The organism is Neisseria sp. Dent CA1/247 (assembly GCF_022870825.1).
Taxonomy (GTDB): Bacteria; Pseudomonadota; Gammaproteobacteria; order Burkholderiales; family Neisseriaceae; genus Neisseria; species Neisseria zoodegmatis.
In genome coordinates, this window is sequence record NZ_CP091522.1 from 413,136 (window position 1) to 435,540 (window position 22,405).

Annotated in this window: 23 protein-coding genes and 1 pseudogene; 8 read left to right on the forward strand and 16 right to left on the reverse strand. The window is 53.5% G+C overall.

From position 1 onward, the window contains the following. Nucleotides 1–507 precede the first annotated feature (507 nt). Together cysS and fumC are read left to right on the forward strand one after the other, a co-directional pair. A complete protein-coding gene (gene cysS / locus LVJ85_RS01970) occupies nucleotides 508–1,920 on the forward strand; it encodes a cysteine--tRNA ligase (protein WP_244740991.1) in 1,413 nt (470 codons plus the stop codon). Between the two features lie 181 nt (nucleotides 1,921–2,101). Then, nucleotides 2,102–3,490, forward strand: coding sequence for a class II fumarate hydratase (gene fumC / locus LVJ85_RS01975; protein ID WP_244740993.1), 1,389 nt, complete (start codon nucleotides 2,102–2,104; stop codon nucleotides 3,488–3,490). A 100-nt stretch (nucleotides 3,491–3,590) separates the two neighbouring features. Here fumC and LVJ85_RS01980 read toward each other — a convergent pair whose 3' ends face one another. Both LVJ85_RS01980 and LVJ85_RS01985 read right to left on the reverse strand, forming a co-directional pair. Further along, nucleotides 3,591–3,986: a rhodanese-like domain-containing protein gene (locus LVJ85_RS01980; RefSeq protein ID WP_244740995.1), complete on the reverse strand. Its 396-nt coding sequence runs from the start codon at nucleotides 3,984–3,986 to the stop codon at nucleotides 3,591–3,593. Between the two features lie 190 nt (nucleotides 3,987–4,176). Next, the gene (locus LVJ85_RS01985; RefSeq protein WP_244740997.1) at nucleotides 4,177–5,004 is read right to left on the reverse strand and encodes a DUF695 domain-containing protein; all 828 of its coding nucleotides are present in this window, start codon (nucleotides 5,002–5,004) and stop codon (nucleotides 4,177–4,179) included. Nucleotides 5,005–5,054: 50 nt separating this feature from the next. On the opposite strand from LVJ85_RS01985, the pseudogene LVJ85_RS01990 reads away from it, so the two are divergent. Continuing rightward, nucleotides 5,055–5,194 (forward strand): annotated as a pseudogene (locus LVJ85_RS01990) (lipoprotein signal peptidase); the annotation flags it as partial. Between the two features lie 94 nt (nucleotides 5,195–5,288). Here LVJ85_RS01990 and LVJ85_RS01995 read toward each other — a convergent pair. After that, a complete protein-coding gene (locus tag LVJ85_RS01995) occupies nucleotides 5,289–6,812 on the reverse strand; it encodes a fumarate hydratase (protein ID WP_244741000.1) in 1,524 nt (507 codons plus the stop codon). Nucleotides 6,813–7,093: 281 nt separating this feature from the next. Here LVJ85_RS01995 and LVJ85_RS02000 point away from each other — a divergent pair, with 281 nt between their 5' ends. Continuing rightward, complete coding sequence (locus LVJ85_RS02000) at nucleotides 7,094–7,249, forward strand: lipoprotein signal peptidase (protein ID WP_244742944.1); 156 nt, start codon at nucleotides 7,094–7,096, stop codon at nucleotides 7,247–7,249. A gap of 51 nt (nucleotides 7,250–7,300) precedes the next feature. Here the strand turns inward: LVJ85_RS02000 and cysE are convergent, their stop codons facing one another. Further along, nucleotides 7,301–8,104, reverse strand: coding sequence for a serine O-acetyltransferase (gene cysE, locus LVJ85_RS02005; protein WP_085363528.1), 804 nt, complete (start codon nucleotides 8,102–8,104; stop codon nucleotides 7,301–7,303). Nucleotides 8,105–8,409: 305 nt separating this feature from the next. Here cysE and LVJ85_RS02010 point away from each other — a divergent pair, with 305 nt between their 5' ends. The 4 genes from LVJ85_RS02010 (at nucleotide 8,410) to orn (ending at nucleotide 11,072) form a co-directional block, all read left to right on the forward strand. Further along, nucleotides 8,410–9,285 carry a Slam-dependent surface lipoprotein gene (locus LVJ85_RS02010; RefSeq protein WP_244741002.1) on the forward strand — a complete coding sequence of 292 codons (876 nt, stop codon included), beginning with the start codon at nucleotides 8,410–8,412 and terminating at the stop codon, nucleotides 9,283–9,285. A 375-nt stretch (nucleotides 9,286–9,660) separates the two neighbouring features. Then, complete coding sequence (locus LVJ85_RS02015) at nucleotides 9,661–10,230, forward strand: hypothetical protein (RefSeq protein ID WP_244741005.1); 570 nt, start codon at nucleotides 9,661–9,663, stop codon at nucleotides 10,228–10,230. Continuing rightward, nucleotides 10,220–10,396 carry a hypothetical protein gene (locus tag LVJ85_RS02020; protein ID WP_244741007.1) on the forward strand — a complete coding sequence of 59 codons (177 nt, stop codon included), beginning with the start codon at nucleotides 10,220–10,222 and terminating at the stop codon, nucleotides 10,394–10,396. The genes LVJ85_RS02015 and LVJ85_RS02020 overlap by 11 nt, the downstream gene beginning before the upstream one ends. Nucleotides 10,397–10,496: 100 nt before the next feature. Beyond that, nucleotides 10,497–11,072, forward strand: coding sequence for an oligoribonuclease (orn, locus tag LVJ85_RS02025; RefSeq protein ID WP_244741012.1), 576 nt, complete (start codon nucleotides 10,497–10,499; stop codon nucleotides 11,070–11,072). A 98-nt stretch (nucleotides 11,073–11,170) separates the two neighbouring features. Here orn and LVJ85_RS02030 read toward each other — a convergent pair whose 3' ends face one another. From LVJ85_RS02030 to LVJ85_RS02085, 12 genes are all read right to left on the reverse strand, one after another. Then, complete coding sequence (locus tag LVJ85_RS02030) at nucleotides 11,171–12,007, reverse strand: hypothetical protein (protein ID WP_244741014.1); 837 nt, start codon at nucleotides 12,005–12,007, stop codon at nucleotides 11,171–11,173. A gap of 77 nt (nucleotides 12,008–12,084) precedes the next feature. Beyond that, on the reverse strand, nucleotides 12,085–12,201 hold the full coding sequence (locus tag LVJ85_RS02035) for a Com family DNA-binding transcriptional regulator (protein ID WP_082403005.1): 117 nt from the start codon (nucleotides 12,199–12,201) through the stop codon (nucleotides 12,085–12,087). 151 nt (nucleotides 12,202–12,352) lie between these two features. Further along, nucleotides 12,353–12,814 (reverse strand): hypothetical protein, encoded by a 462-nt coding sequence (locus tag LVJ85_RS02040; RefSeq protein ID WP_244741016.1) that lies wholly within the window; start codon nucleotides 12,812–12,814, stop codon nucleotides 12,353–12,355. Further along, nucleotides 12,807–13,577, reverse strand: coding sequence for a tail fiber assembly protein (locus tag LVJ85_RS02045; RefSeq protein ID WP_244741019.1), 771 nt, complete (start codon nucleotides 13,575–13,577; stop codon nucleotides 12,807–12,809). The genes LVJ85_RS02040 and LVJ85_RS02045 overlap by 8 nt, the downstream gene beginning before the upstream one ends. A gap of 70 nt (nucleotides 13,578–13,647) precedes the next feature. After that, nucleotides 13,648–15,006: a tail fiber protein gene (locus LVJ85_RS02050; RefSeq protein WP_244741021.1), complete on the reverse strand. Its 1,359-nt coding sequence runs from the start codon at nucleotides 15,004–15,006 to the stop codon at nucleotides 13,648–13,650. A 3-nt stretch (nucleotides 15,007–15,009) separates the two neighbouring features. Next, entirely contained in the window at nucleotides 15,010–15,573 is a 564-nt protein-coding gene (locus LVJ85_RS02055; RefSeq protein WP_244741023.1) for a YmfQ family protein, read from the reverse strand. Next, a complete protein-coding gene (locus tag LVJ85_RS02060; protein ID WP_244741026.1) occupies nucleotides 15,570–16,625 on the reverse strand; it encodes a baseplate J/gp47 family protein in 1,056 nt (351 codons plus the stop codon). Before LVJ85_RS02060 ends, LVJ85_RS02055 begins: the two co-directional genes overlap by 4 nt. A 25-nt stretch (nucleotides 16,626–16,650) precedes the next feature. Continuing rightward, a complete protein-coding gene (locus LVJ85_RS02065) occupies nucleotides 16,651–16,998 on the reverse strand; it encodes a phage GP46 family protein (protein ID WP_002217228.1) in 348 nt (115 codons plus the stop codon). A gap of 100 nt (nucleotides 16,999–17,098) precedes the next feature. After that, nucleotides 17,099–17,767: a phage baseplate assembly protein V gene (locus tag LVJ85_RS02070; protein ID WP_244741028.1), complete on the reverse strand. Its 669-nt coding sequence runs from the start codon at nucleotides 17,765–17,767 to the stop codon at nucleotides 17,099–17,101. Then, nucleotides 17,764–18,909 (reverse strand): phage baseplate assembly protein, encoded by a 1,146-nt coding sequence (locus LVJ85_RS02075; RefSeq protein WP_244741030.1) that lies wholly within the window; start codon nucleotides 18,907–18,909, stop codon nucleotides 17,764–17,766. The genes LVJ85_RS02070 and LVJ85_RS02075 overlap by 4 nt, the downstream gene beginning before the upstream one ends. Next, complete coding sequence (locus LVJ85_RS02080; RefSeq protein ID WP_244741032.1) at nucleotides 18,899–20,230, reverse strand: DNA circularization protein; 1,332 nt, start codon at nucleotides 20,228–20,230, stop codon at nucleotides 18,899–18,901. Before LVJ85_RS02080 ends, LVJ85_RS02075 begins: the two co-directional genes overlap by 11 nt. Then, a complete protein-coding gene (locus LVJ85_RS02085) occupies nucleotides 20,230–22,392 on the reverse strand; it encodes a PRTRC system protein F (RefSeq protein WP_244741034.1) in 2,163 nt (720 codons plus the stop codon). Before LVJ85_RS02085 ends, LVJ85_RS02080 begins: the two co-directional genes overlap by 1 nt. Nucleotides 22,393–22,405 lie beyond the last annotated feature (13 nt).

Consider the following 22,405-nt stretch of genomic DNA (forward strand, 5'->3'; position numbering starts at 1 on the left):
TATCTAACCCATACTTTGTTGAGTATGGGTTTAGTTAAAAAGCCGTTTGAAATTAATTTCAGACGGCTTTTTTAATTGATTATATTAATCCATCTTTATTATTAATCCATCTTTATAAGGGTGTAATCTACTTCAGCTTCAAACAAAATCAATAGTAATAAGCGCGTTGCTGGCCAGAGTTTGTTCTGCTGAATAATATTTTGGATGAAGATGGCCCGAGCTATACAATTTATTAGGGAAGGGTATCAATGGGAGTTTTGCGATGGCCAATACCGTTTTCAGACGGCCTGAATAGCATATAGGCCGTCTGAAATGATTCTTTTCGCTTACGCACAACTTTATTTCCTAACCCTCCCTCTTGCTAATTGGCAACATAATATTGCTATCCTCAAAAATAGCATCTAAACCTTAAGCCTATTTTCTTAATAGGGAAAATCGGGCAGAATCACATTTCTTGTGCAAGAAGCACTTATTTGCGTCTCCATAACTCAATATTAAAGAACAATCATGCTAACCGTTTACAACACCCTCACCCGCCAAAAAGAAGAATTCATTCCTATCAACCCGAAAAACGTGCGCATGTACGTCTGCGGTATGACCGTTTACGACTACTGTCACTTGGGACACGCCCGCGTGATGGTGGTGTTCGACATGATTGCCCGTTGGTTGCGCGCACAGGGCTATCCGTTGACTTATGTGCGTAATATTACCGACATCGACGACAAAATCATTGCCCGCGCTGCGGAAAACGGCGAAACCATCGGCGAGCTGACCGAACGTTTTATCCGAGCCATGAATGAAGATGCGGCGGCTTTAGGCGTAATCCGCCCCGATGTGGAGCCGAAAGCTACCGAGCATGTGCAACAGATGTTGGGCATGATTCAACGCCTGATCGACAACGGCAAGGCTTATGCCGCCGATAACGGCGACGTTTACTACGCCGTGCGCGAATTTGCCGCATACGGCCAGCTTTCCGGCAAGTCGCTGGACGATTTGCGTGCGGGCGAGCGCGTGGAAGTGGACGGTTTCAAACGCGACCCGTTGGACTTCGTATTATGGAAAGCCGCCAAGCCCGGCGAACCGGCGTGGGAAAGCCCGTGGGGGCAGGGCCGCCCGGGTTGGCATATCGAATGCTCGGCCATGAGCGAAGAGTTGTTCGGCGACACTTTCGATATTCACGGCGGCGGTGCAGACTTGCAATTCCCGCATCATGAAAACGAAATCGCCCAAAGCTGCGGCGCGCACGGCGGTAGTTGCGGCCACAACCGTTCGGGCGGCAAAGCGATTGAAAGTCATGTGAAATATTGGCTGCACAATGGTTTTATCCGCGTCGATAACGAAAAAATGTCCAAATCGCTGGGCAACTTCTTTACCATCCGCGAAGTGTTGGAAAAATACGATGCCGAAGTGGTGCGCTTCTTTATTTTGCGTGCGCACTACCGCAGCCCGCTGAACTATTCCGATGCCCATTTAGACGATGCCAAAGGCGCGCTTACCCGTTTGTACACTGCTTTGAAAAACACGCCGCCTGCTGAGTTTGCAGTCAGCGAAAACGCCAACGACTACACCCGCCGTTTCTTCGCCACCATGAACGACGATTTCGGCACTGTAGAAGCGATGGCCGTATTGTTTGAATTGGCCAACGAAGTCAACAAAACCAACAGTGCCGAGCTGGCCGGCTGCCTGAAAGCGCTCGGCGGCATCATCGGTTTGCTGCAACGCGATCCGCAGGAATTTTTGCAGGGCGGCAGTGTTTCAGACGGCCTCTCCAACGAAGAAATCGAAAGTCTGATTGCACAGCGCAAACAAGCGCGTGCCGAGAAAAACTGGGCGGAATCCGACCGCATCCGCGATTTGCTCAACGCCGAAAACATCATTCTTGAAGACGGCGCGGGAGGCACGACTTGGCGGCGTGGTTGATTGAAACACAGAGTTTTTTAATCATTAACTGATTGAAGCTGAAAGGCCGTCTGAAATGTTCAGACGGCCTGATTTTTATCTGCTTCATTGAATAAATTGATTGTGATTATCATTTGTTTCTTTGTGTGCGATAATGCGCTTATTGTTTCCGAAGTAAGCACGTCAACAAAGGAGAAAAGTGATGACTACCCGTACCGAACACGACACCATGGGCAATGTGGAAGTGCCTGCCGAGGCCTATTGGGGCGCGCAGACCCAGCGCAGCCGCGACAATTTCAAAATAGGTGGCGAAACCTTGCCCGAGCCTTTAATCAACGCGATGGCGCTCGTGAAAAAGGCGGCGGCTTACACCAACGCCTCACTCGGTCGCATTCAGCAGGAGCAGGCCGATTTGATTGTAAAGGCGGCGGATGATGTGTTGGCAGGCAAGCTGGCAGGGCAGTTTCCTTTGGTGGTGTGGCAAACCGGTTCGGGTACGCAGTCCAATATGAACATGAACGAAGTGCTGGCCAACCGCGCCAATGAAATCGCCGGCACGGGATTGGCTGCATATCAGCCCGTACACCCCAACGATCATGTGAACCATGCGCAATCGACCAACGATTCATTTCCCACGGCGATTCACGTTGCGGCGGCGATTGAAATCAACCGCTTGCTGATTCCGGCGGTTAAAGCGCTGCGCGATACTTTGGACGCGAAAGCCAAGGCGTTTGCATCTATCGTTAAGATTGGCCGAACCCATTTGCAGGATGCGACGCCGTTGACATTGGGGCAGGAGTTTTCCGGCTACGTCAGCCAGCTGGATCACGGTTTAGGCCGTCTGAATGATGCTTTGAAAGGTTTGTACGAACTGCCCTTGGGCGGCACGGCGGTGGGCACGGGTTTGAACAGCCATCCCGATTATGCGGTGAAAGCAGCGGAAAAGCTGGCCGAACTTTCCGGCTTGCCGTTTGTGACCGCGCCGAACAAGTTTGAAGCGCTGGCCGGGCGCGATGCCTGTGTGTACGCTTCCGGCGCGTTGAAAACGCTGGCGGCGAGCCTGAACAAAATAGCCAACGACATCCGCTGGCTGGCAAGCGGCCCGCGCTGCGGTTTGGGCGAGATTAAGATTCCCGAAAACGAGCCGGGTTCGTCCATTATGCCGGGCAAGGTCAATCCTACCCAGTGCGAGGCGATGACGATGGTGTGCTGCCAAGTGTTCGGCAACGATGTGGCGGTCGGCATGGCGGGGGCGTCGGGTAATTTTGAATTAAACGTTTACATGCCGGTGATCGGTTACAACCTGCTGCAATCGGTGCGCCTGCTCGGCGATGCCTGCAACAGTTTCAACGAACATTGCGCCGTCGGTATCGAACCCGTGCCGGAAAAAATCGATTATTTCCTGCATCACTCTTTGATGCTGGTAACGGCGCTGAACCGCAAAATCGGTTATGAAAATGCGGCGAAAGTGGCGAAAACGGCTTATAAAAACGACAAGTCCTTGCGTGAAACCGCGATTGATTTGGGTTTGCTCAGTGGAGAAGAGTTTGACGAGCTGGTGAAGCCGGAAGATATGGTGACACCGCGTTAAGGTTTAAAAGTGTGTGAAGCTGGCAAGATGTAGCCGATTCACTATTGAGGCCGTCTGAATTTTTTCAGACGGCCTCATGGCTTTTAAAGCATCTTGATGATCAAGCGTTTTTCTCGATAGGCGCGTTGTGTTCTTTCCACGCCGCAAAACCGCCGTCGATGTGGGAAACGTTGGTCATGCCCATATCTTGCAGGGTTTTGGTGGCTAAGGCGCTGCGCCAGCCGGCACCGCAAAATAAGATGAACTCGGTATCTTCGTTGGCAAAAATCGGTTTGTGGTAGGGCGATTCGGGGTCAACCCAAAATTCGAGCATCCCGCGCGGCGCATGAAACGCATTGGGTACTCTGCCGCTGTGTTCGAGTTCGCGGATGTCGCGGATGTCGATTAAGGCGGCTTTTCCCGATTCGGCACGGTGGCGCGCCTCTTCAACGCTGTGCGTGGTGATTTGGCTCATGGCTTCGTTAACCAGCGCTTTGAATCCTTTTGTAATCGGCATGATTTTCTCCTGTGTAGTGTCTCCATCACATCAGGCCGTCTGAAACGGAACGTTGCCCGTTTACGACACGGACAGCGAACGGTGCGCGACGGCTTGATAAATGCAGTCTAAGGGATATCGGCGCAACAGAAAACCGTAGCGTGTTTATCTTGGGACATTCCGTTTTCAGACGGCCTGAATGTGGCTAGGCTCAATGCGGTTTTTGAGTGACCAGCACGCAGCCCCAGCCGTCGTAGCAGCCGTTGTTTTTCTCGGCCAATACCATCAGCTCGTGCACGTATTCGTCAATTTCGTCGGGCAGGGTGTTGTTGTGACGGCTGATGTTGAGTTGGTGGGGATATTCGCCGCCGTCTGAAACATGCTCGAGGGCAAGCATGGTGTAGCCGAGACCTTCAGCCTCGGAAGCAGCCGCTTTTGCATCGTCGGCGGTGGGGAAGTGGAGCCAATGGTCAACGGCGCGCTCGACTTCGTGGAGGTTGCCTTGCTGCTCGAGTTGCGTCCAGATTTTTCTGTTGACGATGAATTGGTATTCGTAGGCATCGGGATAGAGAAAGCGTAAGTAGGCTTCCCATTCGGGGTCTGCCTCGCTGTGGCAGCTGTATTCGTAGCCGCCGTATGACTTCATCACGCCGTCGATAACTTTGTCGTAGTCTTGTGTGTCGGGGGAGTAGAAAATCAGGCTGAATTGGCCGTGGCCGGTTACGGAGCCGACCATAACTGCGCCCCGCGCTGCCAAGGCGTCGGTGATGTCGTCTTCGATTTTGCAGATGGCGGGGTATTCTTCCGGTGCGGTTAAGCCGTGTTCGTTGGGCTGGCGGAGTTTGAGCGTAATCCAAGTGCGTTGATCCATTCCGGCCAGAGGAGCAAGGTCGTGCAAGGCCAAATTCAGGCGGTTGCTGGCGGGCAGATTGTCATCGGTTTGATAGAGATAAGAACCCCAATCTTCCGGCAGCTTGGGTACGGAACGGGCGGGCGTGGAAGTGTCGGATAGTAATTGTTTAAACCATTTCATAATCATTGTGTTACTCCTTGTGTAGGGGGCGGCTGTTTTTAGGTATGCCGAGACCTTTGCAAAACCCTCATCTGCGGCGCATTTATGCGTTGTGCGCTGCCCGCCCGTTTGCCTATCGTGTGATGTGTCTGCACCCGCTGTGCTGCTACGCCTTGAACTGCATCCACATCTGAGGGTTTTGCAAAGGTCTCATGCCGTTTTAATTGGAAAGTTTCTGAGGACTTCGTGTAATAAGAAAACAGGCCGTCTGAAAAGTTTCAGACGGCCTGTATTTTTAAGTTGGGCTGCGATTAGGCTTCAACCGGAATAATGCCGATTTTCGCCTGCCATTGCTTCGGTGCGATGGCGTGCACGGATTGGCCGCTGCTGTCCACCGCCACGGTTACGGGCATGTCTTTCACTTCAAACTCGTAAATCGCTTCCATGCCCAAGTCTTCAAAAGCCACCACTTTGGCTTCTTTAATGGCTTTGGCCACCAAGTAGGCCGAACCGCCTACCGCCATCAGGTAAACCGCTTTGTTGTCGGCAATGGCTTCGCAGGCGGCGGCACCGCGTTCGGATTTGCCGATCATGCCGAGCAAGCCGGTTTGCTCCAGCATTTGGCGGGTGAATTTGTCCATGCGGGTGGCGGTGGTGGGGCCGGCGGGGCCGACTACTTCGTCGCGCACGGGGTCAACCGGGCCGACGTAGTAAATCAGTTTGTCGGTGAAATCGACCGGCAGTTTTTCGCCTTTGTTGAGCATATCGACCATGCGTTTGTGGGCGGCATCGCGGCCGGTGTAGATTTTGCCGTTCAAGAGCAGTACATCGCCCATTTTCCAAGTGGCAACTTCTTCTTTGGTGAGCTTGTTTACATCTACGCGCTTGCCGTTGTCGGGGCTGTAAGTGATGTCCGGCCAGTCTTCCAATGAAGGCGGGTCGAGTTTCACAGGGCCGGAGCCGTCCAATTCAAACTCAACGTGGCGGGTGGCGGCGCAGTTCGGAATCATGGCCACGGGTTTGGACGCGGCGTGGGTGGGGTAATCCAAGATTTTGACGTCGAGAACGGTAGTCAGGCCGCCCAAGCCTTGTGCGCCGATGCCCAACGCGTTCACTTTTTCAAACAGCTCCAAACGCAGGGCTTCGGTGGTGGAGAGTTCCGCGCTCGAAGCGGCTTTTTCCTGCAATTCGTGAATATCGACGTGGCTCATCAGCGATTCTTTCGCCAATAAAGCCGCTTTTTCGGGCGTGCCGCCGATGCCGATGCCCAAGATGCCGGGCGGACACCAACCTGCGCCCATTGTGGGGATGGTTTTCAGCACCCAATCGACAATCGAATCGGAAGGATTGAGCATGGCGAGTTTGGATTTGTTCTCCGAACCGCCGCCTTTGGCCGCGCAGGTTATTTCCACTTTATCGCCCGCTACGATTTCCATGTGGATCACCGCCGGCGTGTTGTCTTTGGTGTTTTGGCGTTTGCCGGCAGGGTCGGCCAAAACCGAAGCGCGCAAAGTGTTGTCGGGGTGGGTGTAGGCGCGGCGCACGCCTTCGTTGACCATTTCCTGCACGCTCATTTGTGCGTCCCATTGCACGTTCATGCCCACTTTTAAAAACACGGTGGCAATGCCGGTATCTTGGCAGATGGGGCGGCGGCCTTCGGCACACATGCGGCTGTTGACCAGAATCTGCGTCATCGCGTCTTTAGCGGCGGGGTTTTCCTCTTTTTGCCACGCTTTATATAAGGCTTGGATGTAATCGACGGGGTGGTAGTAGCTGATGAATTGGAAAGCATCGGCAATACTTTGGATAAAGTCTTCTTGTTTGATAACGGTCATGGAAGGTGTCCTTTGGAGTGGTTTTATGGTTGATGAATCTTTTGGAAACAGCGGGTTAGGGTATTTCATTCCGAACACGGCTGATGCCGCGCGCGATGTGTACCGCCGATATTTCGCAAGATTTCGGTTTGTGTTGTTGTACCGGCCTTTTTCAGACGGCCTTTGGGTAAAGAATACAGGGTTAAATTGTTAATTTGTGTTAATTAAAAAGATGTCGGAGAAGAAAGGCGGAAAGGCCCTAAAAAAGATAGGCTGCGCCGGATTGTGTTGCCGACAGCAGCCTGAGACCTTTGCAAAACCCCCATCTGCGGCGCATTTCTGCGTTGTGCGCTGCTCGCTCGTTTGCCTATCCATATGATATGTCTGCACTCGCTGCGCTGCTACGCCTTGAACTGCATCCACATCTGAGGGTTTTGCAAAGGTCTCAGCCTATCTGATTTGAAATTTTGGGGATAGAAATAGAATATGAATCAACAAAGCAAAGCGCGTTAAATCATAAATCCCATGCTTTGATCCATTTCGCCGGCAGGATTCTTGACTGCCTTGCCTGTTTGCTTAGCGGGCACGCCTACCACGGTGGTGTGCGGCGGCACATCGGCTACCACCACGCTGCCCGCGCCGACTTTGGCGTTTTCGCCGATACGGATATTGCCCAAAATCGAAGCATTGGCACCGATCATCACGCCGTCGCCCACTTTCGGATGGCGGTCGCCGCTTTCCTTACCCGAACCGCCGAGCGTTACGCCGTGCAAAATGGAAATATTGTTGCCGAGTACGGCAGTTTCACCGGCAACAAAGCCGGTGGCGTGGTCGAGCATCAGGCCGTGGCCGAAACGCGCGGCGGGGTGGATATCGACGCCGAACACTTCCGAAGAGCGGTTTTGTAGGAAATACGCCAGCGTTTTACGGCCGTGTTCATACAGCCAATGATTGATGCGGTGCGCCTGTATAGCGTGAAAGCCTTTGAAATAGAGCAGCGGCAGCGAATATTCGTCGCAGGCCGGGTCGCGCTCGTAGCAGGCAAGCAGGTCGAGTTTCACCGCTTCGATGATGTCGGTATCGCAGCACAGAGCCTGCTGATACATTTCAAACAGAGCGCGGGCATCCATAATCGGGCTGGAAAGTTTGCTCGACAGATGGTAGGCCAGCACGGAGTCCAGCGAGGAATGGCGCAGAACGGTTTGGTGCAGAAAGCTTGCCAGCAGCGGTTCGGCTTCAACGGCTTCTTCCGTTTCCAAACGGATGGCCTGCCATAAATCGAAATCGGGGGTGTTGAGGTGGTCTTTTTTCATAGATGGGCCGTCTGAAAAATAGGATCAGACGGTTGTTATATTATAAGTGTGGCGTTTTTGGCAAGTTTGTTAGCGATGCTTTTTAAGGTGAGTAATGAAACATAAAAAATAGTAAAACAAGTGGTAGTATCTGTATAAGTAAGCTTTTCGCGGCATCTCGGCTTTTCGGTGCTGCGCTTTTTTATGATGAGCGGCTAAACAAAACTTAAAGATATTCGGTTGTTTTTTTATACAGACGGTTGAAAACTGCTTTGCGAGCCTATATGATGCGAACCCTTGTCATCACTATAAAGGTTTATATGTACATGAAGGACTTCACATTCAGAGGAAAAAAAATCAATAACAAACAAGCAAATATTGCACTTTCAGCTTTAGTTTTACTGGCACTTTCCGCATGTGGCGGCGGAGGCGACAAACCTTCGGTCGAATCTACTTCCACCACAACTTCTAATACGGTAACGATGGAATCATCGTCCCAATCAGATGCCCAGCCTATTGCAGTAAAAGGTACGCAAGCAAATACTGCTGCACAACCCACAGCCTTCCGTTCTGCTGCCGCGGCTCCTGTTCAGCCACCCTATACCGTGACCATCAACGGCCATACCCATGCAGGTGGTAAAAAAATTGTGTTGGATGACTTTGCCATGTCTGCGTTCAGCAATATTCCGACAGCCAACAACGGATCCGTGCGTGCCTACCGCCAAAAACATTCCATTATTGCAGGTTATTTAGGCCCCAAACGTGTTATCGCAAAAGATAATGATGGTAAGGAAGTGACCATACAAGACCCGATGAAAGTCGGCCTGATCAAAGGCGATATTACGCAAACTTTACCTGATTCAGGTAAGTTTACTTACAGCGGCCAAGCGTTTAGCGATACGAGTGTAGGCCGTCTGAATTATGAGGTTGACTTCAACAGCCGCAAGGGTAGCGGCAGCGTTACCGGCATTGCTGAAACCGGTGCGATTACGTTGAAAGAAGCCGATATTAAAAACGTGGTACATCACAATGCCTTAGACGGCAGCCGCGTTATCGGTAAAGGTATCGAAGGTGTGGCGGATACTCAGAAAAAAGGTCGCGGTGATTACAGCTTAACCTTCTTCGGCCCGAATGCCGAGGAAATCGGCGGTGTGGTTTACCATCCGGGCGGTGAAGTGGGTGTAGGCGGTTCGAGAAAATAACCTCTAGTTTCTACCTGACGAAGCCTTTGATTAGTAAAACGGCAGAATGCTCTAACAGCGTTCTGCCGTTTGTGTTATCGGGTGGATATTGCCCGGTCGGATTATTAGCCTGAGACCTTTGCAACCCCCCCCATCTGCGGCACATTTCTGCGTTGTGCGCTGCCCGCATATGATATGTCTGCACTCGCTGCGCTGCTACGCCTTGAACTGCATCCACATCTGAGGGTGTTGCAAAGGTCTCAGCCTGTATAAGCTTTCTACTCAAATTAGATTTATATCAATATTTATCCAAAAAATCGTAAGTAAGATTTGAGCATTTGTTTGGATTGTAATAATATTACATAAAACTATTTTCCGATTTATCGCTATTGCAGAATGATTCGCAGCTTAAACAAAATCATCAATTCGTCTGTTTCAATGGCTTTCGTGGGGATAACCAGTTGGGCAACTGCATATTGCTACGGCTGGGGGCAGGCGCTTTTTCATGGTTATCCGTGGTGGCATGTATCCAAAGGGCCGGATAATGTTGCCCGCAGCTTGGCTTATGTGTGCATTACGTCGCTGGTATTGGCCGTGGGTTACGGTATCGGCTACCTGCTGCTGAGGGCGGTGAAGAAAAGCAGTTGGTTTGAGCATATCGGTTTCTTAAGAATTTTTGTATTGCTCAATGTGCTGTTTTTCCCGATTGCGGTGGAGTGTTATCTGTTGCTCGGGTATATGCCTTTGAAAATTTTATTGGCTTACTTGGGCGTTTCTTTATTGTTTTCAGCTGTTTTTCACCGCATCGGCAACCGTTTTCAAATGGATATGTCGCTGATACGCAGCGAAGAACAATATTCTCCGTTTTTTACCGCCTTTATTTTTTCTTTATTTCACCGCACTTGCTTTCTGTATCGGATACACAAGGCCTTATTTCCGTACTACCTACGACAAAATGGTGTTTGAAAACAAGCCTTACTACATTTTGGCCAGCAGCAGCGACGTGTACATCATGGGCGAAAAAATCCGCGATAACCATGAGTTTGTATTTTTCAACCACCAAACCTTGAAGGGTTACAAAATTGATGTGGTGGAGATGCCGAAATATTTTTCCAACGATTTCGATTTATAAACGGCTCGGTAAGCCTGCTGTTTTTCAGACGGCCTTGCCGGTTTGAAATCCTTTATAATGGCTGCTGTTTGAAATTTTTAATGTAAAGGCCGTCTGAAAAATGACCCAAAACGCAAACCATCTGTGCTGGCTCGATATGGAAATGACCGGGCTGAACCCCGAAACCGACAAAATCATCGAAGTGGCGATGATTATCACCGACCAAGATTTAAACGTGCTGGCTCAGTCGGAAGTGTATGCCGTTCATCAAAGCGATGATATTTTGAACAATATGGACGAGTGGAACACCGCCACCCACGCCCGCACCGGTTTGACCCAGCGCGTCCGCGAATCGCAATACACCGAAGCGGAAGTGGAGCGGAAATTATTGGATTTTATGGCGCGGTGGATTCCCGAGAAAACCACGCCGATGTGCGGCAACACCATTCATCAAGACCGCCGTTTTATGGTGCGCTATATGCCCAAATTGGAAGCCTATTTCCATTACCGCAATTTAGACGTGTCCACGCTGAAAGAGCTGGCGCGCCGCTGGAATCCGGCCGTGTATAAAGGTGTGGTGAAGAAAGGTTCGCATCAGGCTTTGGACGATATTTTGGAAAGCATCGAAGAGATGCGTTATTACCGCGATACTTTTATCAAGATGCCGTGTAAAGCGGCGGCGGCTTTTGCACAGTAACTTACCAGCTTTTGCACCACGCCGTATTTGGCAATCTTAACAGCTTTTGCACTAAATGCACCCCGTTTAAAGGTTATTTAAGCGGGGTTTAATCTTATTTAAAACTTGTACACCAAGTTATCCTCATAGGCGGCATCCTTGCTTAACTTGGCCTGCACGGTTAGGCGTGTGGCTTGGTCGAATGCCTGCCAATTATCCAGCCGCATTGATACGATTGTGTTGATGTAGTCGATAAACTCGGAGCGGGTCGAACTGAAAAACAGGTACGGCGGGCGGGTTAGGCTTACCAGCTTGAGATAGTCTACCAAGCCGAAGCGGTTGGCTTGTGCGTAGGCGGCCTGCGTGGTGGATAAATACGGCGGGTCGAGCACAAGTAACGCCTGCGGGTTGTCTGAAAATTGCGGGATTAGGTCTATATAAGACTGCCGCGTTATCTCCAAGCCGTCTAAGTAGTCGTCAGTAACAGGGTAATCAGACAACGGTAATTTGTAATACCACTCGGCCTTATATAGCTGCTGCCAGCTTGCGGCTTGGCGGCCGCTAAACAAGAACCAAGACGAAACGACCACATGGCATGTGAAACCGTCGAAGCGCTCTATATCTTGGATAATGATTTGCTTAAGATCATCGGGTATGCGTTGGTTTTTGCCGAAGCCATCAAGATGTTGCGCAATCAGGCGGCGCAGGCGGTTAATATCGGGGATGGCTTTTACTCGGGCGGCGTAGCGGTCGTAATCGTTATATATGACACGGGCGGCGGGCTTGACGCGCTTGGCTACATGAGCCAGTAAACCACTGCCTCCGAATACATCGACAATCGTCCAACCTTGGCCGTTGCCGGGTATATTATCCAGCACGTTGAGATAGTGCTTGATGAAATTGCGCTTTTGCCCTGCGAATGGAAGCGGTGCCTTAGAGTAGTATTTTTGCATCATATTTACTTGCTCTCCGGCACTCTTTCGGCGCTCTGAAATAGTCAATAAAAATGATGCTCGCATGCATTATAAAATGATTACTTACTGAATGTATTGATTGTTTTGCATCTGCTGCATTTGATTTGTACGCTACCGCTGCCTTTGGCCAACAGCTTGTGGCAATGTGAGCAGCGCAGCTCCCGGTAATTAACCATATTGCATTTACTCCGTTTAGGTTAAAATTCCGCCGCTTGTACAAGCAAGGCGGCCTTGAAGTCAATGCAGGTTAGGTCTGCTTGGCTGGCGTTACGGTGTTACAGCACCGTAACGTCGCCGTCCCTCGAATCATCTTTGTTTAAATCTGCATCAATCTCCTTTTACTGCCATCGCTAATTTTTGCGGGGAATACCGCCACGGCTTGATAAGGCCGAATGCTTGAGCGCACCATTCGCTGCAAAACCAGCGGCCTTTGCTGGGCGGGGTTTTGAGTACCGTACCGATTGCGCCCGACCAGTCATAACGTGCGCCTTGTGTGCGGGCATATAAACTGACGGCGGACTGGATACAACTTTCCGGCAAGGGGATTAAATCCCATTTTTCGGCCGGCAGCGCCATCACTTTGCAGCGCACGCCGCCATCGCGGGCGCTGGCGGAGTAGCATGTGTAAAGTGTTTGCGGATGGACTGTTACGGCTATCTCGCAATGGCTGTATGGACTGCGGGTTACGGTACGCACAAGCCAGTCTCTAAACCGCGCCCATCTTACTTTGAGGCCGCGGCCCTCTTTTTTGCCCTTATACAGAGCTAAATATATCTTGCGATTACTCATCTGCCACCTCGGTCGTTGTAGTTTGTGATGGCGGCGTGGTGCAAAAATCGCATTGCACGGCGGCAATATCTTCGGGAGTTTTGGCAGCGTAGATTTTGTCTTCGGCGGCTTGTCGCAAACCGGCTATATGGGCGGTCAACATCTCAAACTTAACCGCCTTTTCGTAGGCTTTTTGTTTGAGTACGTCTGCCGGCACGCCACGAGCGGCGGCAATAACATCCAGCGTAGGCGTGGCGGCGGCGTTATCGGCGTGCCATGCCTTTGCTTCTAGGGCTTGGATTGTCCACGTTGCGACCTCAAACTCGGGCACTCTGTTTAGCCCTGCCGCTTGGTCGATACAGGCTTGGGCGGCGCGGTTGACTTCGGCCAGCTTGGCGGCTTGAGCCTGCGCCAATTGCTGCGCCTTAGCCTCTTTGCTCACTACCCATTTTTTACCGCTCCATGTGTGCCACTCCGACGGCGGCGCATCCAACGTGAGGCCGTCTGAAATCTCGCCCACAGTATCGATAATCACGGCTTGACCATCGGCGGTTTGATAAGCGGTTTTTCCTCGGTGGTCTGTGATGTACTCCCAGCCGCTGCCTGTCCAACGGGCGGCATGGCCGTCTCGGTTTTCGGGCGGCTCCACGTCGATGCAACCGCCGGGGATAATGTAGCTGCCGTCGCGGGCATAAACGTCTAAATCGGCATCGGTTTGTCCGATATATAGGCCGTTTGAATCGAGTTGGCAGACTGGTTTTGTCCATTGAATGTTTTGGGTCATTTATTTTTCCTTGTTAGGATTTATGTTTAGGCGGCGGGCAAGGATGCCCGCCCTACGGTTTCAGACGGCCTTAAATTTTGATGCAGGCCAGTAACGCGACGTTGCGCGGGCGGGTTTCGCTGCCACCGGTACTTGATACCAAATGCCTCACGCTGCTTTGCGTCGCCGAGGTAAAGTCTTCCACATGCGTGTAGGGTTGGTCGCTCGCTGTACCGTAAACGGCCAAATGCCAAGAAGACGGGCTGCCCGGCTCGCCTGCCGGCATCATGTGGTTGTGCGCTTTGATTTCATCTGCCTGCCTGCTGCCCAATGCACGGCCACGGTCGATGTTGCGGCCATCATCAAAACCGCGTACAAACTCGCCGCGCAGGTCGGGCAGGTTAAAGGTAGTACGTCCGTCGCCCGCGCCGTAGGTTGTGCCGATGGCAGCAAACAGATCGGCATAGGTAGTGCGGGATACGGCTGCGCCGTTGGCTTTAAGCCAGCCTGCGGGGGCATTTCGCCCCGCAAAATAGGCCACCGTACCCGACGGCACGGCATTGTCTATTTTGTCGTTTAGCGTTTTAACGGCTTTGGCCGTGGCGATTTTGTTGCTGTCATCGAGATTGACGGCATCGGTTTTATCACTAGCAAGCATAATTTTGTCGCCTTGATACTTGATGGAGCCGTCGTTGTTCAATTGCAGCGATTTATTGCTGACTGGGTTTTTTAAATATATGGTGCTGGCGGCATAGCCCAGCTCTGCCCAATAGTCTTCATTGCCGCCCGATACGCGTAAGCCTCGAGAAAAATCGGCCACGGCGGCAAAGGTTTTTTTGCCGTTGATGGTTTGATCGCCCGCAGTTTTAACGGCGTCGCTTGTAGCACTATTGATTTCAGTTCTCACCCAATCTTGATACGCAACCGTCCGGTTAATATTGCCGAGCTCTGGAAAATGAATATAACGAACTTGTCCGCTAGTCTGCTCATATTTAATGTTTATTTTGAGCGTACTGCCGGCGGTAAAATTTGATTGCGGATTCGCCTCGATAAACCAATGTCCGCCGCCCTGCACGGGCATGCGTATCTTCCCCCAATGCTCGGCACGTCCGGCGGTTAACAGGGATGTGAAGGTCTTTGCACCGCCGATTTCTTCGTCTCCGGTTTTCGACACTTTCTCTTCATTCAATTTTTTGCCCATCGCCGCCGACAAAGCCTTATTGGTATCGTCGGATGTCAGGTTGTTTATCACTGCGCCGCTGAATATCTGTTTGATTGCATCCGCAAGCTGGTTGGTTTTAGCCTTATTGGGCTGGATTTTGGCCTCACTCAGCACAGCCAACAGCTCGGCCTGAATCTGATTGAGCCACCACGCGGGCAGGATGGTACCCAGTTCACTGGTACCGTTGCCGTCTTTAAACTGTTTATCGGGGGTATCGATAGCGTGCATTGTCTATGCCTCATAAGTAAATCGCACTGCGGTATGTGCGGGTTTTAAATCTTGGATAACGGTCTCGATCACGGCATCGCCGTAATCGGTCAACCTGTCGCCCGCTGCCGAGATACCGGCGCGGAATCGGGTAATGCGGTTGTTGCCGCCGCGCACATTAACGTGCCACACCCACATGATTTCCTGCGGCGCGAGGCGGTCGCCCGCACGGTTGACACCGGCGCGGAACGGCTGCGGTTCTTTAATTTCGATTTGATAGCCCGCCGCCTCGGCCAAACGCACAAAATAAGGAATACTCAAGCCGCCTGTTTCGTTTAGCTTGGCCATGACGGCCAACACACGGCGCTGGCGGTTTTTACCCGTACCGTCCAAACCTAATACACGCTCCCAATCAGCCAGCATTTGGCCGGCGCTGCGCGGGTCGATGGCATCGGCAACGCTTTGAGCCGATTCCGCCACCGCATCCAGCGCTGCGCCGTCTATTTCTGCCTGCGCCCGCACACGCGGGGCATTGCGGGCATACGACACGGGGGGCAACAGTCCGCGCAAGATGTCTTGATAGCTCATGACGGCATCTCCGTTACATTAATCGCGCCCGCTTTAAACCACTCGATGCGGTTAACCGTATCGGCGGCGCGGCTGGCCGTCGGCGTAGTCAGACGGCGGTCGATCACACCTTCCACATTGCTGATAGCCGCCTCGATTTGCGACACGGTCAGGCCGTCGCCGGGGATCAAGGTGTCGAAATATTCGTTTAGAGCCGTCTGTATGCGGCGTTTGGCCTCGTCCAAGTCGATGCCGTCGAGCTTGACTTGCACGGTAACAGGCACCGCCGTTACGGTCGGCTTGAGTACCAGCGCATTTTTTGCCGTTACCGGGCGCATCTCGTCGATATAAGCCTGCACGCGGCGCACGGTTTCTTCCGACGGCACACCGTCGGCGGAGGTAATGGCAATATCCACCGTGCCCAAGCCGCGGCGCAGCGGATAAACATATGCGCTGGTTACGCCGTCAACACTCAACGCCCAGTTTTTATAGTCGTAACGGTTGCCGCCGGCGGGCGGTCGGCGGATGATTTCCAACAGCCGCGCCAGCAGCGAGGCATCGCTTTCGCGGTCGGTGCCGCCCTGCACGGTAAGGCGGCATTCGGTGGCCACGCCGGCGGAGGCGGCCATCAGTTGCGCCTCGCCGTCGCGCACATTGGCGGCTGCGCCCGGCTCTTCGGCGATTGCCGGTATTTCCGCCGTGCCGCCGCTGCCGATAACGGCGCGGGCGGTAGTGCGGTAAAAACGCTGGCCGATACGCACTTGCAGGCCGTCTGAAAGCACGGATTGGGCAATGCCGCTTACGGTCAGCGTGCCGCTGGCCGTGGTCGGATTGCGGCGGCGCAAGCCGCGCATGGAGGCATGCCGCTCCAAATACTCGCGGTCGGCCGTATCCGGGAAAATCTGCCGCACAATCCAGCTTTGATGCGCATATTGCCCTTCGGCGCAGCTGGCCAAACGGCTGGCGTGCACATAATGGTCGCTGTCGGGGCTGATATCGGCATCCGGCCACAGGCTTTTGGTATCGCGCAGGATACGCTCGCGGATTTGCTCAAATGTCGGCGTTTCAAACACGTTTAAAACCTCTTTTAAAACCTCTTTAAATCACGGGCACTTCGTGGCGGTAGTCAAAACCGCCTGCCGCCGTATCCACCCGGATATGCAGGATCAGGCGGCCGTCGTGCGGCTGCTCTGCGCGCACGGTAATCTTGTCGGCACGCCCGCTCTTAACAATCGGTTGCAGTGCCTCATCGGCATATTGCTCGGCCAACAGGCTTACCCGTTGCAGGTCTTTTTCGCGCTGCAACAAATGCAGCAGCGAGCCGAGCGTTTTATCCGCCCACCAGCTGCCCAACGGTGTCATCAGGCGGATGTACACGGCATTTTGCAGCGTATCGACGGTGCGGCCGGTATAGTCGCCGGTGCCGGGGTTTAGCTCTTTGTCCATGTTGGCATTTTGCCGTTTTCAGACGGCCTCACGGAGTACACGGGCTTCAATCCCGCACGCAAAAAAAAAGCAGCCCGAAGGCTGCCAAAGGTCTGCTTGTCTATGCCGGCTCCGCCGGTGAGGTTTTACCGCCGATGCTGTCGGTATGCGGGTGCCGGCGCAACGATATATCGCCGGCCACCACGTCGCCGTCGGTGTTAAAGCTGCCGCCCGTTTGGTTAACATCGCCGCTAAAGGTGGCGCCGTCGCCGCCCTCGACGGCCATGCCGCCGTTGCCGTTGATTTGGCCTTGCGCCGTCAACACCGCACTGGTCTCCACCAACGGCGCGTTAAATTTGGCATCCGTGGCCGCATTAACCTCGTATTGTTTGCAGTTAACCCGATACACGTCGCAATCGGCCTCAATGATTTTGCCTTGCTTAATCACGATTTTTGCACCCTCATGATTAAAAATCGCCGTCTCGCCGGGTTTAAGGTTTTTGATGCGGTAGCTGCCGTGCTGGCTGCACACAATCACACCGTGCGACGTATTACCGCCCAGCGGTATCACTACCGCCTCGCTGCCGTCGGGCGGGTGGCTGGCAAAGCCGTATTCTTGCAAATGCTCAAGGTCTTGCAGGGTTTCGTCAGCCAAGCCGCTCAACTGCACGCGCTGTATCGGCTCGGACGACACCACCAGCGTGATTTTGCCGCGGAAGGCGGCGCGCAGGGTTTCGCCGATGTTTTTAGCAGTTTGTGCCGTTTTTTTCGCCAATTTACTCAAACTCATTCAAACACCGCCGTTTCTGCTTGTTTTTTGCCGCCTTTTTTGCCCTTGTGGCTCACACCTTTGCGCTTGCCTTTGCGCTTGCGCGCCGCCTCGGCTTTTTTGGGGTAGGCATCGGGTGTCCAAATGCCGTCCTCTTTGAGCCGCAGCTCGGTTTGCGTGCCGTCCATGCGCGACAACATAAACCGCCGCCCCATCAGAAAAAACACCGCATCGATACCGTGCTCGTCGTCGATCACATGCACACGCTGGCCGGGTTGCCACAATACGCCGTCGCGGGTTTTATGGCCGCCCACGGTTATCGTGAGTGTAAATCCCTCCAGCCGCCAGTCGGCCAGCTGCTTTTTAGCCTGCTTTTGCAGCGCGGCCAAATTGTCGGCATCGGACACCACCACCGTTTTGGGGCGGTGCAGCGTCATGGTCGGGTCTTTGTACACCCACTTTAAATCGTGTTTGGCGCTGTCGCCGCTGCGGCCGTGCGATTGCGCCAAAAAAGTAACCTCGGAAAAGCGGTTGTCGGTATCCCACTCAATGTCCATGCGCTCGATATTGCGGCGGCTGTCGGTGCGGCTCCAGCATAATGTCGCCACCGGCGGGCTGCTGTAATCCGCGCCGCCGACAACCAACGTGCCGTCCGGCTCCAGCCACGGATGCAGCCCCACCGAGTTGGCAATATGGGTTAATGCCTGCCATACGGTTTCGCCCGGCTCGATGTCGATTTTGTCCAAAGCGGGGTTGTTTTCCGCTTTGAGTTTTACCGTCTTAATCTGCGGCCACGGTGCGGCCAGCTTTTTGGCTGCGTCCAATACCGTCATGCCCTTTACATTGAGCTGCGGTGCGGAGCAATCCACCAAAAAACCGGCCAAATCACGCCCGCTTAAGCTCAACTCGCGGCTGCCCTTGCTTTTGCCGTGGCGCTGGCTGCCGATAATGCCCGTCATCACGGTTTGGCCGTCTATCACCACTTCGCAGGTTTCGCCGCTTAAATCGGGTATGGCCGCCTCCGGCCCCGACCTGCCGATGGCAAAATCGAAGCTGTCGGCAGGGATTAAAAAGTCGCTGTCGATGTCGTAGCGCTCCCAGTGGCGGTGCTCTTTACCGCCCACGCGCACCGACACGGCATAACCGTATGAATTATTTTGCATAGCTGTTGACCAAAGTGCCGCGCTTGATAAACGCGGGGTGGTGGATATGGGGATTGAGCCGTACCAGCTCTGCTGCGCGGCCGATATCGCCGTAAAACTCGTGGGCGATTTGGTGTATCGTGCCGTCGATTGGAGCTTGGCGCACAATCAGCGGCGGCTTTTGGTTGATGGCCGCCGCAACCAACGCATTCAGACGGCCTGCCGCCGCGCGCAGGGATTCTGCGGTTTGGTAAGCCTCGGTATACACGGCGTTGGCCGTCAGAGTGCCCGACTCGGCAGCAGCCGTCTGCACCGCCCGCAAGGCGGCAATCTCGGCCTGCATACGGCGGCGAATGACGCGGTTAACCTCAATCAAATCAGGCGCGGTCATCTCTTCGCCGTGCGCCTCGATTAATGCCGTTGCCACCGACAACAGCGATGACGTGGATAACAGGCGCACCGCCTGCGCCACCGGCTGCACTTGTTTGGCGGTTAAACGGTTCAAGCGGCTTTGCAGGCCGTCTGAAAAGCGGCCGGTAAGCAAATTATCAGGGATAGCGGCGGCACGGTCAGCAACAGCCGCAGCCCCGTCAAACCGCTGTCGCGGCGACCAACCGGCATGGTGCATGGCATTATCAGCCAAACCCGCCTCACGGCGTATGCCGGTATCTACCATGACCGCCATATCCGCAAACAGCTTGGCCGAGCCGCTTTTAAACGCTGCTGCGCTGTATCCACCGCGGTCGGGAAAGGCGATTTTGTCCAAATCAAACAAACGGCGCACCGCGCCAAACGTACCCGATGCCGCACTCCAAATGCCCAGCGCGCTGCCCCATAAAGCCGATACGCCCGCATCCACCGCCAACACCGCATCAATAAAGCCGATAGCCGCCTCGCGGTAGGTGTCGATATCGGCAATCAACGCCTCAAGCTCGACCAAAAAGGCGTTTTCAAATACAAAGATTTCCTGCGCCTCGGCCGCCTCTCGGAAAGTAATATCGATGCCGGCATAATCCACATAATCAGCCTCATGGCGGTAGCTCCACGATGCCGCAATCATGTTGTGCATCCGCCCCCAAACAGGGTGCACCAGCACGCCGCCGCCCGGCTGCTCCAGCGCATCCAGCAGCTTTTTCAGACGGCCTGCATAGTCCTTGCCCCAAAACACCGCCTTAATCTGCACCTGCCGCCCGGTCGTGCCCATGTCTTCGAGGTCGATACCCTGCACAAACGGCCGCGCATGCTCGGCCAATGCCTTGCCGTTGCTCTCGTCCACCGCCTCAATATCAAAGCCGACGCCCTTGTAAGATGCGTCCTGCAATAAGGTATGCCATCCGCTCATTATTGACCCGCTCCACGGCCGAACATGGCCACTTGATAACGCGACACCTCTTGGGCGATCACGCGCCCGTCGAGCGTTACCGTCATATTGTTGTTGATGGTTTGGTTGGCCGCCGCCAGCGTGCTGTTAATTTGATTCAGCCCGCCCGTTACCGCCGCCGTATCCTCATTCAGCGCGGCTTGATATTGCGCCGTCTGCTCGATAATCGCAGCTTGGTAAGCGGCGGTTTGCTGGGTAATGACGGGCACAAGCGGCTCGGCGGGTTTAAGGGGTTCGAGCGGGCGCAATGGTTGCAAGGGTTCGGCAGCCATGCCCGCAGGTTTGGGCGGTGGGTTTTCTTTCCACGCATCGGTAATGGCCGCTGTCAACAAGCCGCCGCCCGCCCCAATTGCGGCACCGATGGCCGTGCCGATACCGGGGATAATCGAGCCGACGGCCGCACCCAAAGCCGCGCCGCTTAAAGCAGACTCGGCATATCCCGCCGCGCGGCTGTTTAGGCCGCCCTCTGTAAATCCCTTACCCTCATTGCGGTTGATGCGGCTGTTGGCATCCCATAAACCCAAACCGCCCGCAGCAGCACCGATACCAACAAGGCCGAAGCGTGCGGCTGTGCCAACCGCCGCCGCACCGCCGCCCAAACCGCCACCACCCAACACACCCATTAAGCCTTGAGCCGCCGCCGCAGCCATTGCGGCAGCAGCAAGCGTTTGCAGGGCTAAGGTTGCGCTGGGAAATTCAGCAGTCAGTTGTTTGAATGCCGTTTCGGCCTCGATGAATTTTTGAGGGTCTTGGCGTAACACTTTAAGAGAATCGGCCTGCTCTTGTTGGGCAGCAGCATCCAACATACGCGCCTGATTGAGCTTATCGACCTTACCATCATCGGTTGCCCGTGTTTTGGCTTGGTAATCCTGCATTTGTTTAAAGTCCATTGCCGCAATCAACCCGCTTTGCGCCTGCAAGTCGGGAAATATTTCTGCAACCAATTCACGGCGGATCGTTTCGGCCTGCACCGCAGCATTAGCATCCCCCGCTTTGGCTTTACTTAAATAGCTTTGATACTCTTTGTTTTTGTCCAAATGCGTATTAATCAGTCTCGCCAACACTTCTATCGAGTTTTCGCCTTTGCCTTGGCCTGCCAAAACCTCTTTACGCCAATCCAGCCCCAAATGTTTTTGGACGTTTTTGCCGGTTTGAGACGACACCACTTTGGCCAAAGCATTATTAATATTGTTGGCCGCTTCGCTGGTTGTTGCCGCCTTATTGGCACCGGACTGCATCCATGCCAGCATGTAGTCGATATCTTTGTCGGCGGTCATACCTGCTTTACCCATGCTTGCAAACAAACCGGGAGCCTCACGCACCACGTCATCAATTTCAAATTTACCGTCCAAGCCTGATTGAATGGTTTTTTCAACGGCGCGGGCTAGCTTGTCGCCGGTTAGTCCTTGATCGGTAAACGTCTTATAGAGCGATGCCACCCCGTTATAGTCGTAATGGCCGTTTTGCGACGTCGCGGTCATGGTTAGATATCCTCGGCCTTGGTCGTTTTTGATTTGCTCAAACGATAAACCTTGTGCCATTTGCGCATTTATAAATTGCGCCGCCGCATCGGCATTGCCCCCGTACTTGCTTACCCACTCGTCGATAAGCGACCGCACTTGAGCCTTACCCGATGTGGCAATCCATTCGGCAGATTTATCCGAGTCGGCGATAAATGCGTTACGCGCAACTTGCCCGATATTGGCATCCATCTGCTTGGCGCTATCCATTGCAGGCTTAAGCGCGGCATAGGCTGCCGTACCCGCAGCAAGTGCGGTGCCGCCGATAGCCATACCTTTTTGCAGTTTCGAGCTTTTACCCAACTCTGCATTTAATTCAGCAATGCGTTGTTTATGTGCTTTCGTCGCACGCGCCAAATCGTTTTGTGTAGCCGTGCCGCTGCGTTTAAGGCGGTTGTATGCCGCCTCGGTCAGTTTGATTTCACGCTGTATCGCCTTTTCAGAGCGGATACCTGTTATTTCATAAGGTTTATGCGCCCGAGCCATTTTCATACGCGATGTGGCCGTGCGCTGCAATTGCCGCTCGGTTTCGGCCAAAAGCCGCTTTGCGCCGTCATCGCGTCCGGTCAGCGACAACACCAATTTCATCAATCCGTTTGCCATAAAAAAACAGCCT

Bases quoted from the DNA above. Each gene is read 5' to 3' on its own strand.
- cysS (WP_244740991.1), top strand. From the start codon at position 508: ATGCTAACCGTTTACAACACCCTCACCCGCCAAAAAGAAGAATTCATT.
- fumC (WP_244740993.1), top strand. From the start codon at position 2,102: ATGACTACCCGTACCGAACACGACACCATGGGCAATGTGGAAGTGCCT.
- LVJ85_RS01980 (WP_244740995.1), bottom strand. From the start codon at position 3,986: ATGCCGATTACAAAAGGATTCAAAGCGCTGGTTAACGAAGCCATGAGC.
- LVJ85_RS01985 (WP_244740997.1), bottom strand. From the start codon at position 5,004: ATGATTATGAAATGGTTTAAACAATTACTATCCGACACTTCCACGCCC.
- LVJ85_RS01995 (WP_244741000.1), bottom strand. From the start codon at position 6,812: ATGACCGTTATCAAACAAGAAGACTTTATCCAAAGTATTGCCGATGCT.
- cysE (WP_085363528.1), bottom strand. From the start codon at position 8,104: ATGAAAAAAGACCACCTCAACACCCCCGATTTCGATTTATGGCAGGCC.
- LVJ85_RS02010 (WP_244741002.1), top strand. From the start codon at position 8,410: ATGAAGGACTTCACATTCAGAGGAAAAAAAATCAATAACAAACAAGCA.
- LVJ85_RS02015 (WP_244741005.1), top strand. From the start codon at position 9,661: ATGATTCGCAGCTTAAACAAAATCATCAATTCGTCTGTTTCAATGGCT.
- LVJ85_RS02020 (WP_244741007.1), top strand. From the start codon at position 10,220: ATGGTGTTTGAAAACAAGCCTTACTACATTTTGGCCAGCAGCAGCGAC.
- orn (WP_244741012.1), top strand. From the start codon at position 10,497: ATGACCCAAAACGCAAACCATCTGTGCTGGCTCGATATGGAAATGACC.
- LVJ85_RS02030 (WP_244741014.1), bottom strand. From the start codon at position 12,007: ATGATGCAAAAATACTACTCTAAGGCACCGCTTCCATTCGCAGGGCAA.
- LVJ85_RS02035 (WP_082403005.1), bottom strand. From the start codon at position 12,201: ATGGTTAATTACCGGGAGCTGCGCTGCTCACATTGCCACAAGCTGTTG.
- LVJ85_RS02040 (WP_244741016.1), bottom strand. From the start codon at position 12,814: ATGAGTAATCGCAAGATATATTTAGCTCTGTATAAGGGCAAAAAAGAG.
- LVJ85_RS02045 (WP_244741019.1), bottom strand. From the start codon at position 13,577: ATGACCCAAAACATTCAATGGACAAAACCAGTCTGCCAACTCGATTCA.
- LVJ85_RS02050 (WP_244741021.1), bottom strand. From the start codon at position 15,006: ATGCACGCTATCGATACCCCCGATAAACAGTTTAAAGACGGCAACGGT.
- LVJ85_RS02055 (WP_244741023.1), bottom strand. From the start codon at position 15,573: ATGAGCTATCAAGACATCTTGCGCGGACTGTTGCCCCCCGTGTCGTAT.
- LVJ85_RS02065 (WP_002217228.1), bottom strand. From the start codon at position 16,998: ATGGACAAAGAGCTAAACCCCGGCACCGGCGACTATACCGGCCGCACC.
- LVJ85_RS02070 (WP_244741028.1), bottom strand. From the start codon at position 17,767: ATGAGTTTGAGTAAATTGGCGAAAAAAACGGCACAAACTGCTAAAAAC.
- LVJ85_RS02075 (WP_244741030.1), bottom strand. From the start codon at position 18,909: ATGCAAAATAATTCATACGGTTATGCCGTGTCGGTGCGCGTGGGCGGT.
- LVJ85_RS02080 (WP_244741032.1), bottom strand. From the start codon at position 20,230: ATGAGCGGATGGCATACCTTATTGCAGGACGCATCTTACAAGGGCGTC.
- LVJ85_RS02085 (WP_244741034.1), bottom strand. From the start codon at position 22,392: ATGGCAAACGGATTGATGAAATTGGTGTTGTCGCTGACCGGACGCGAT.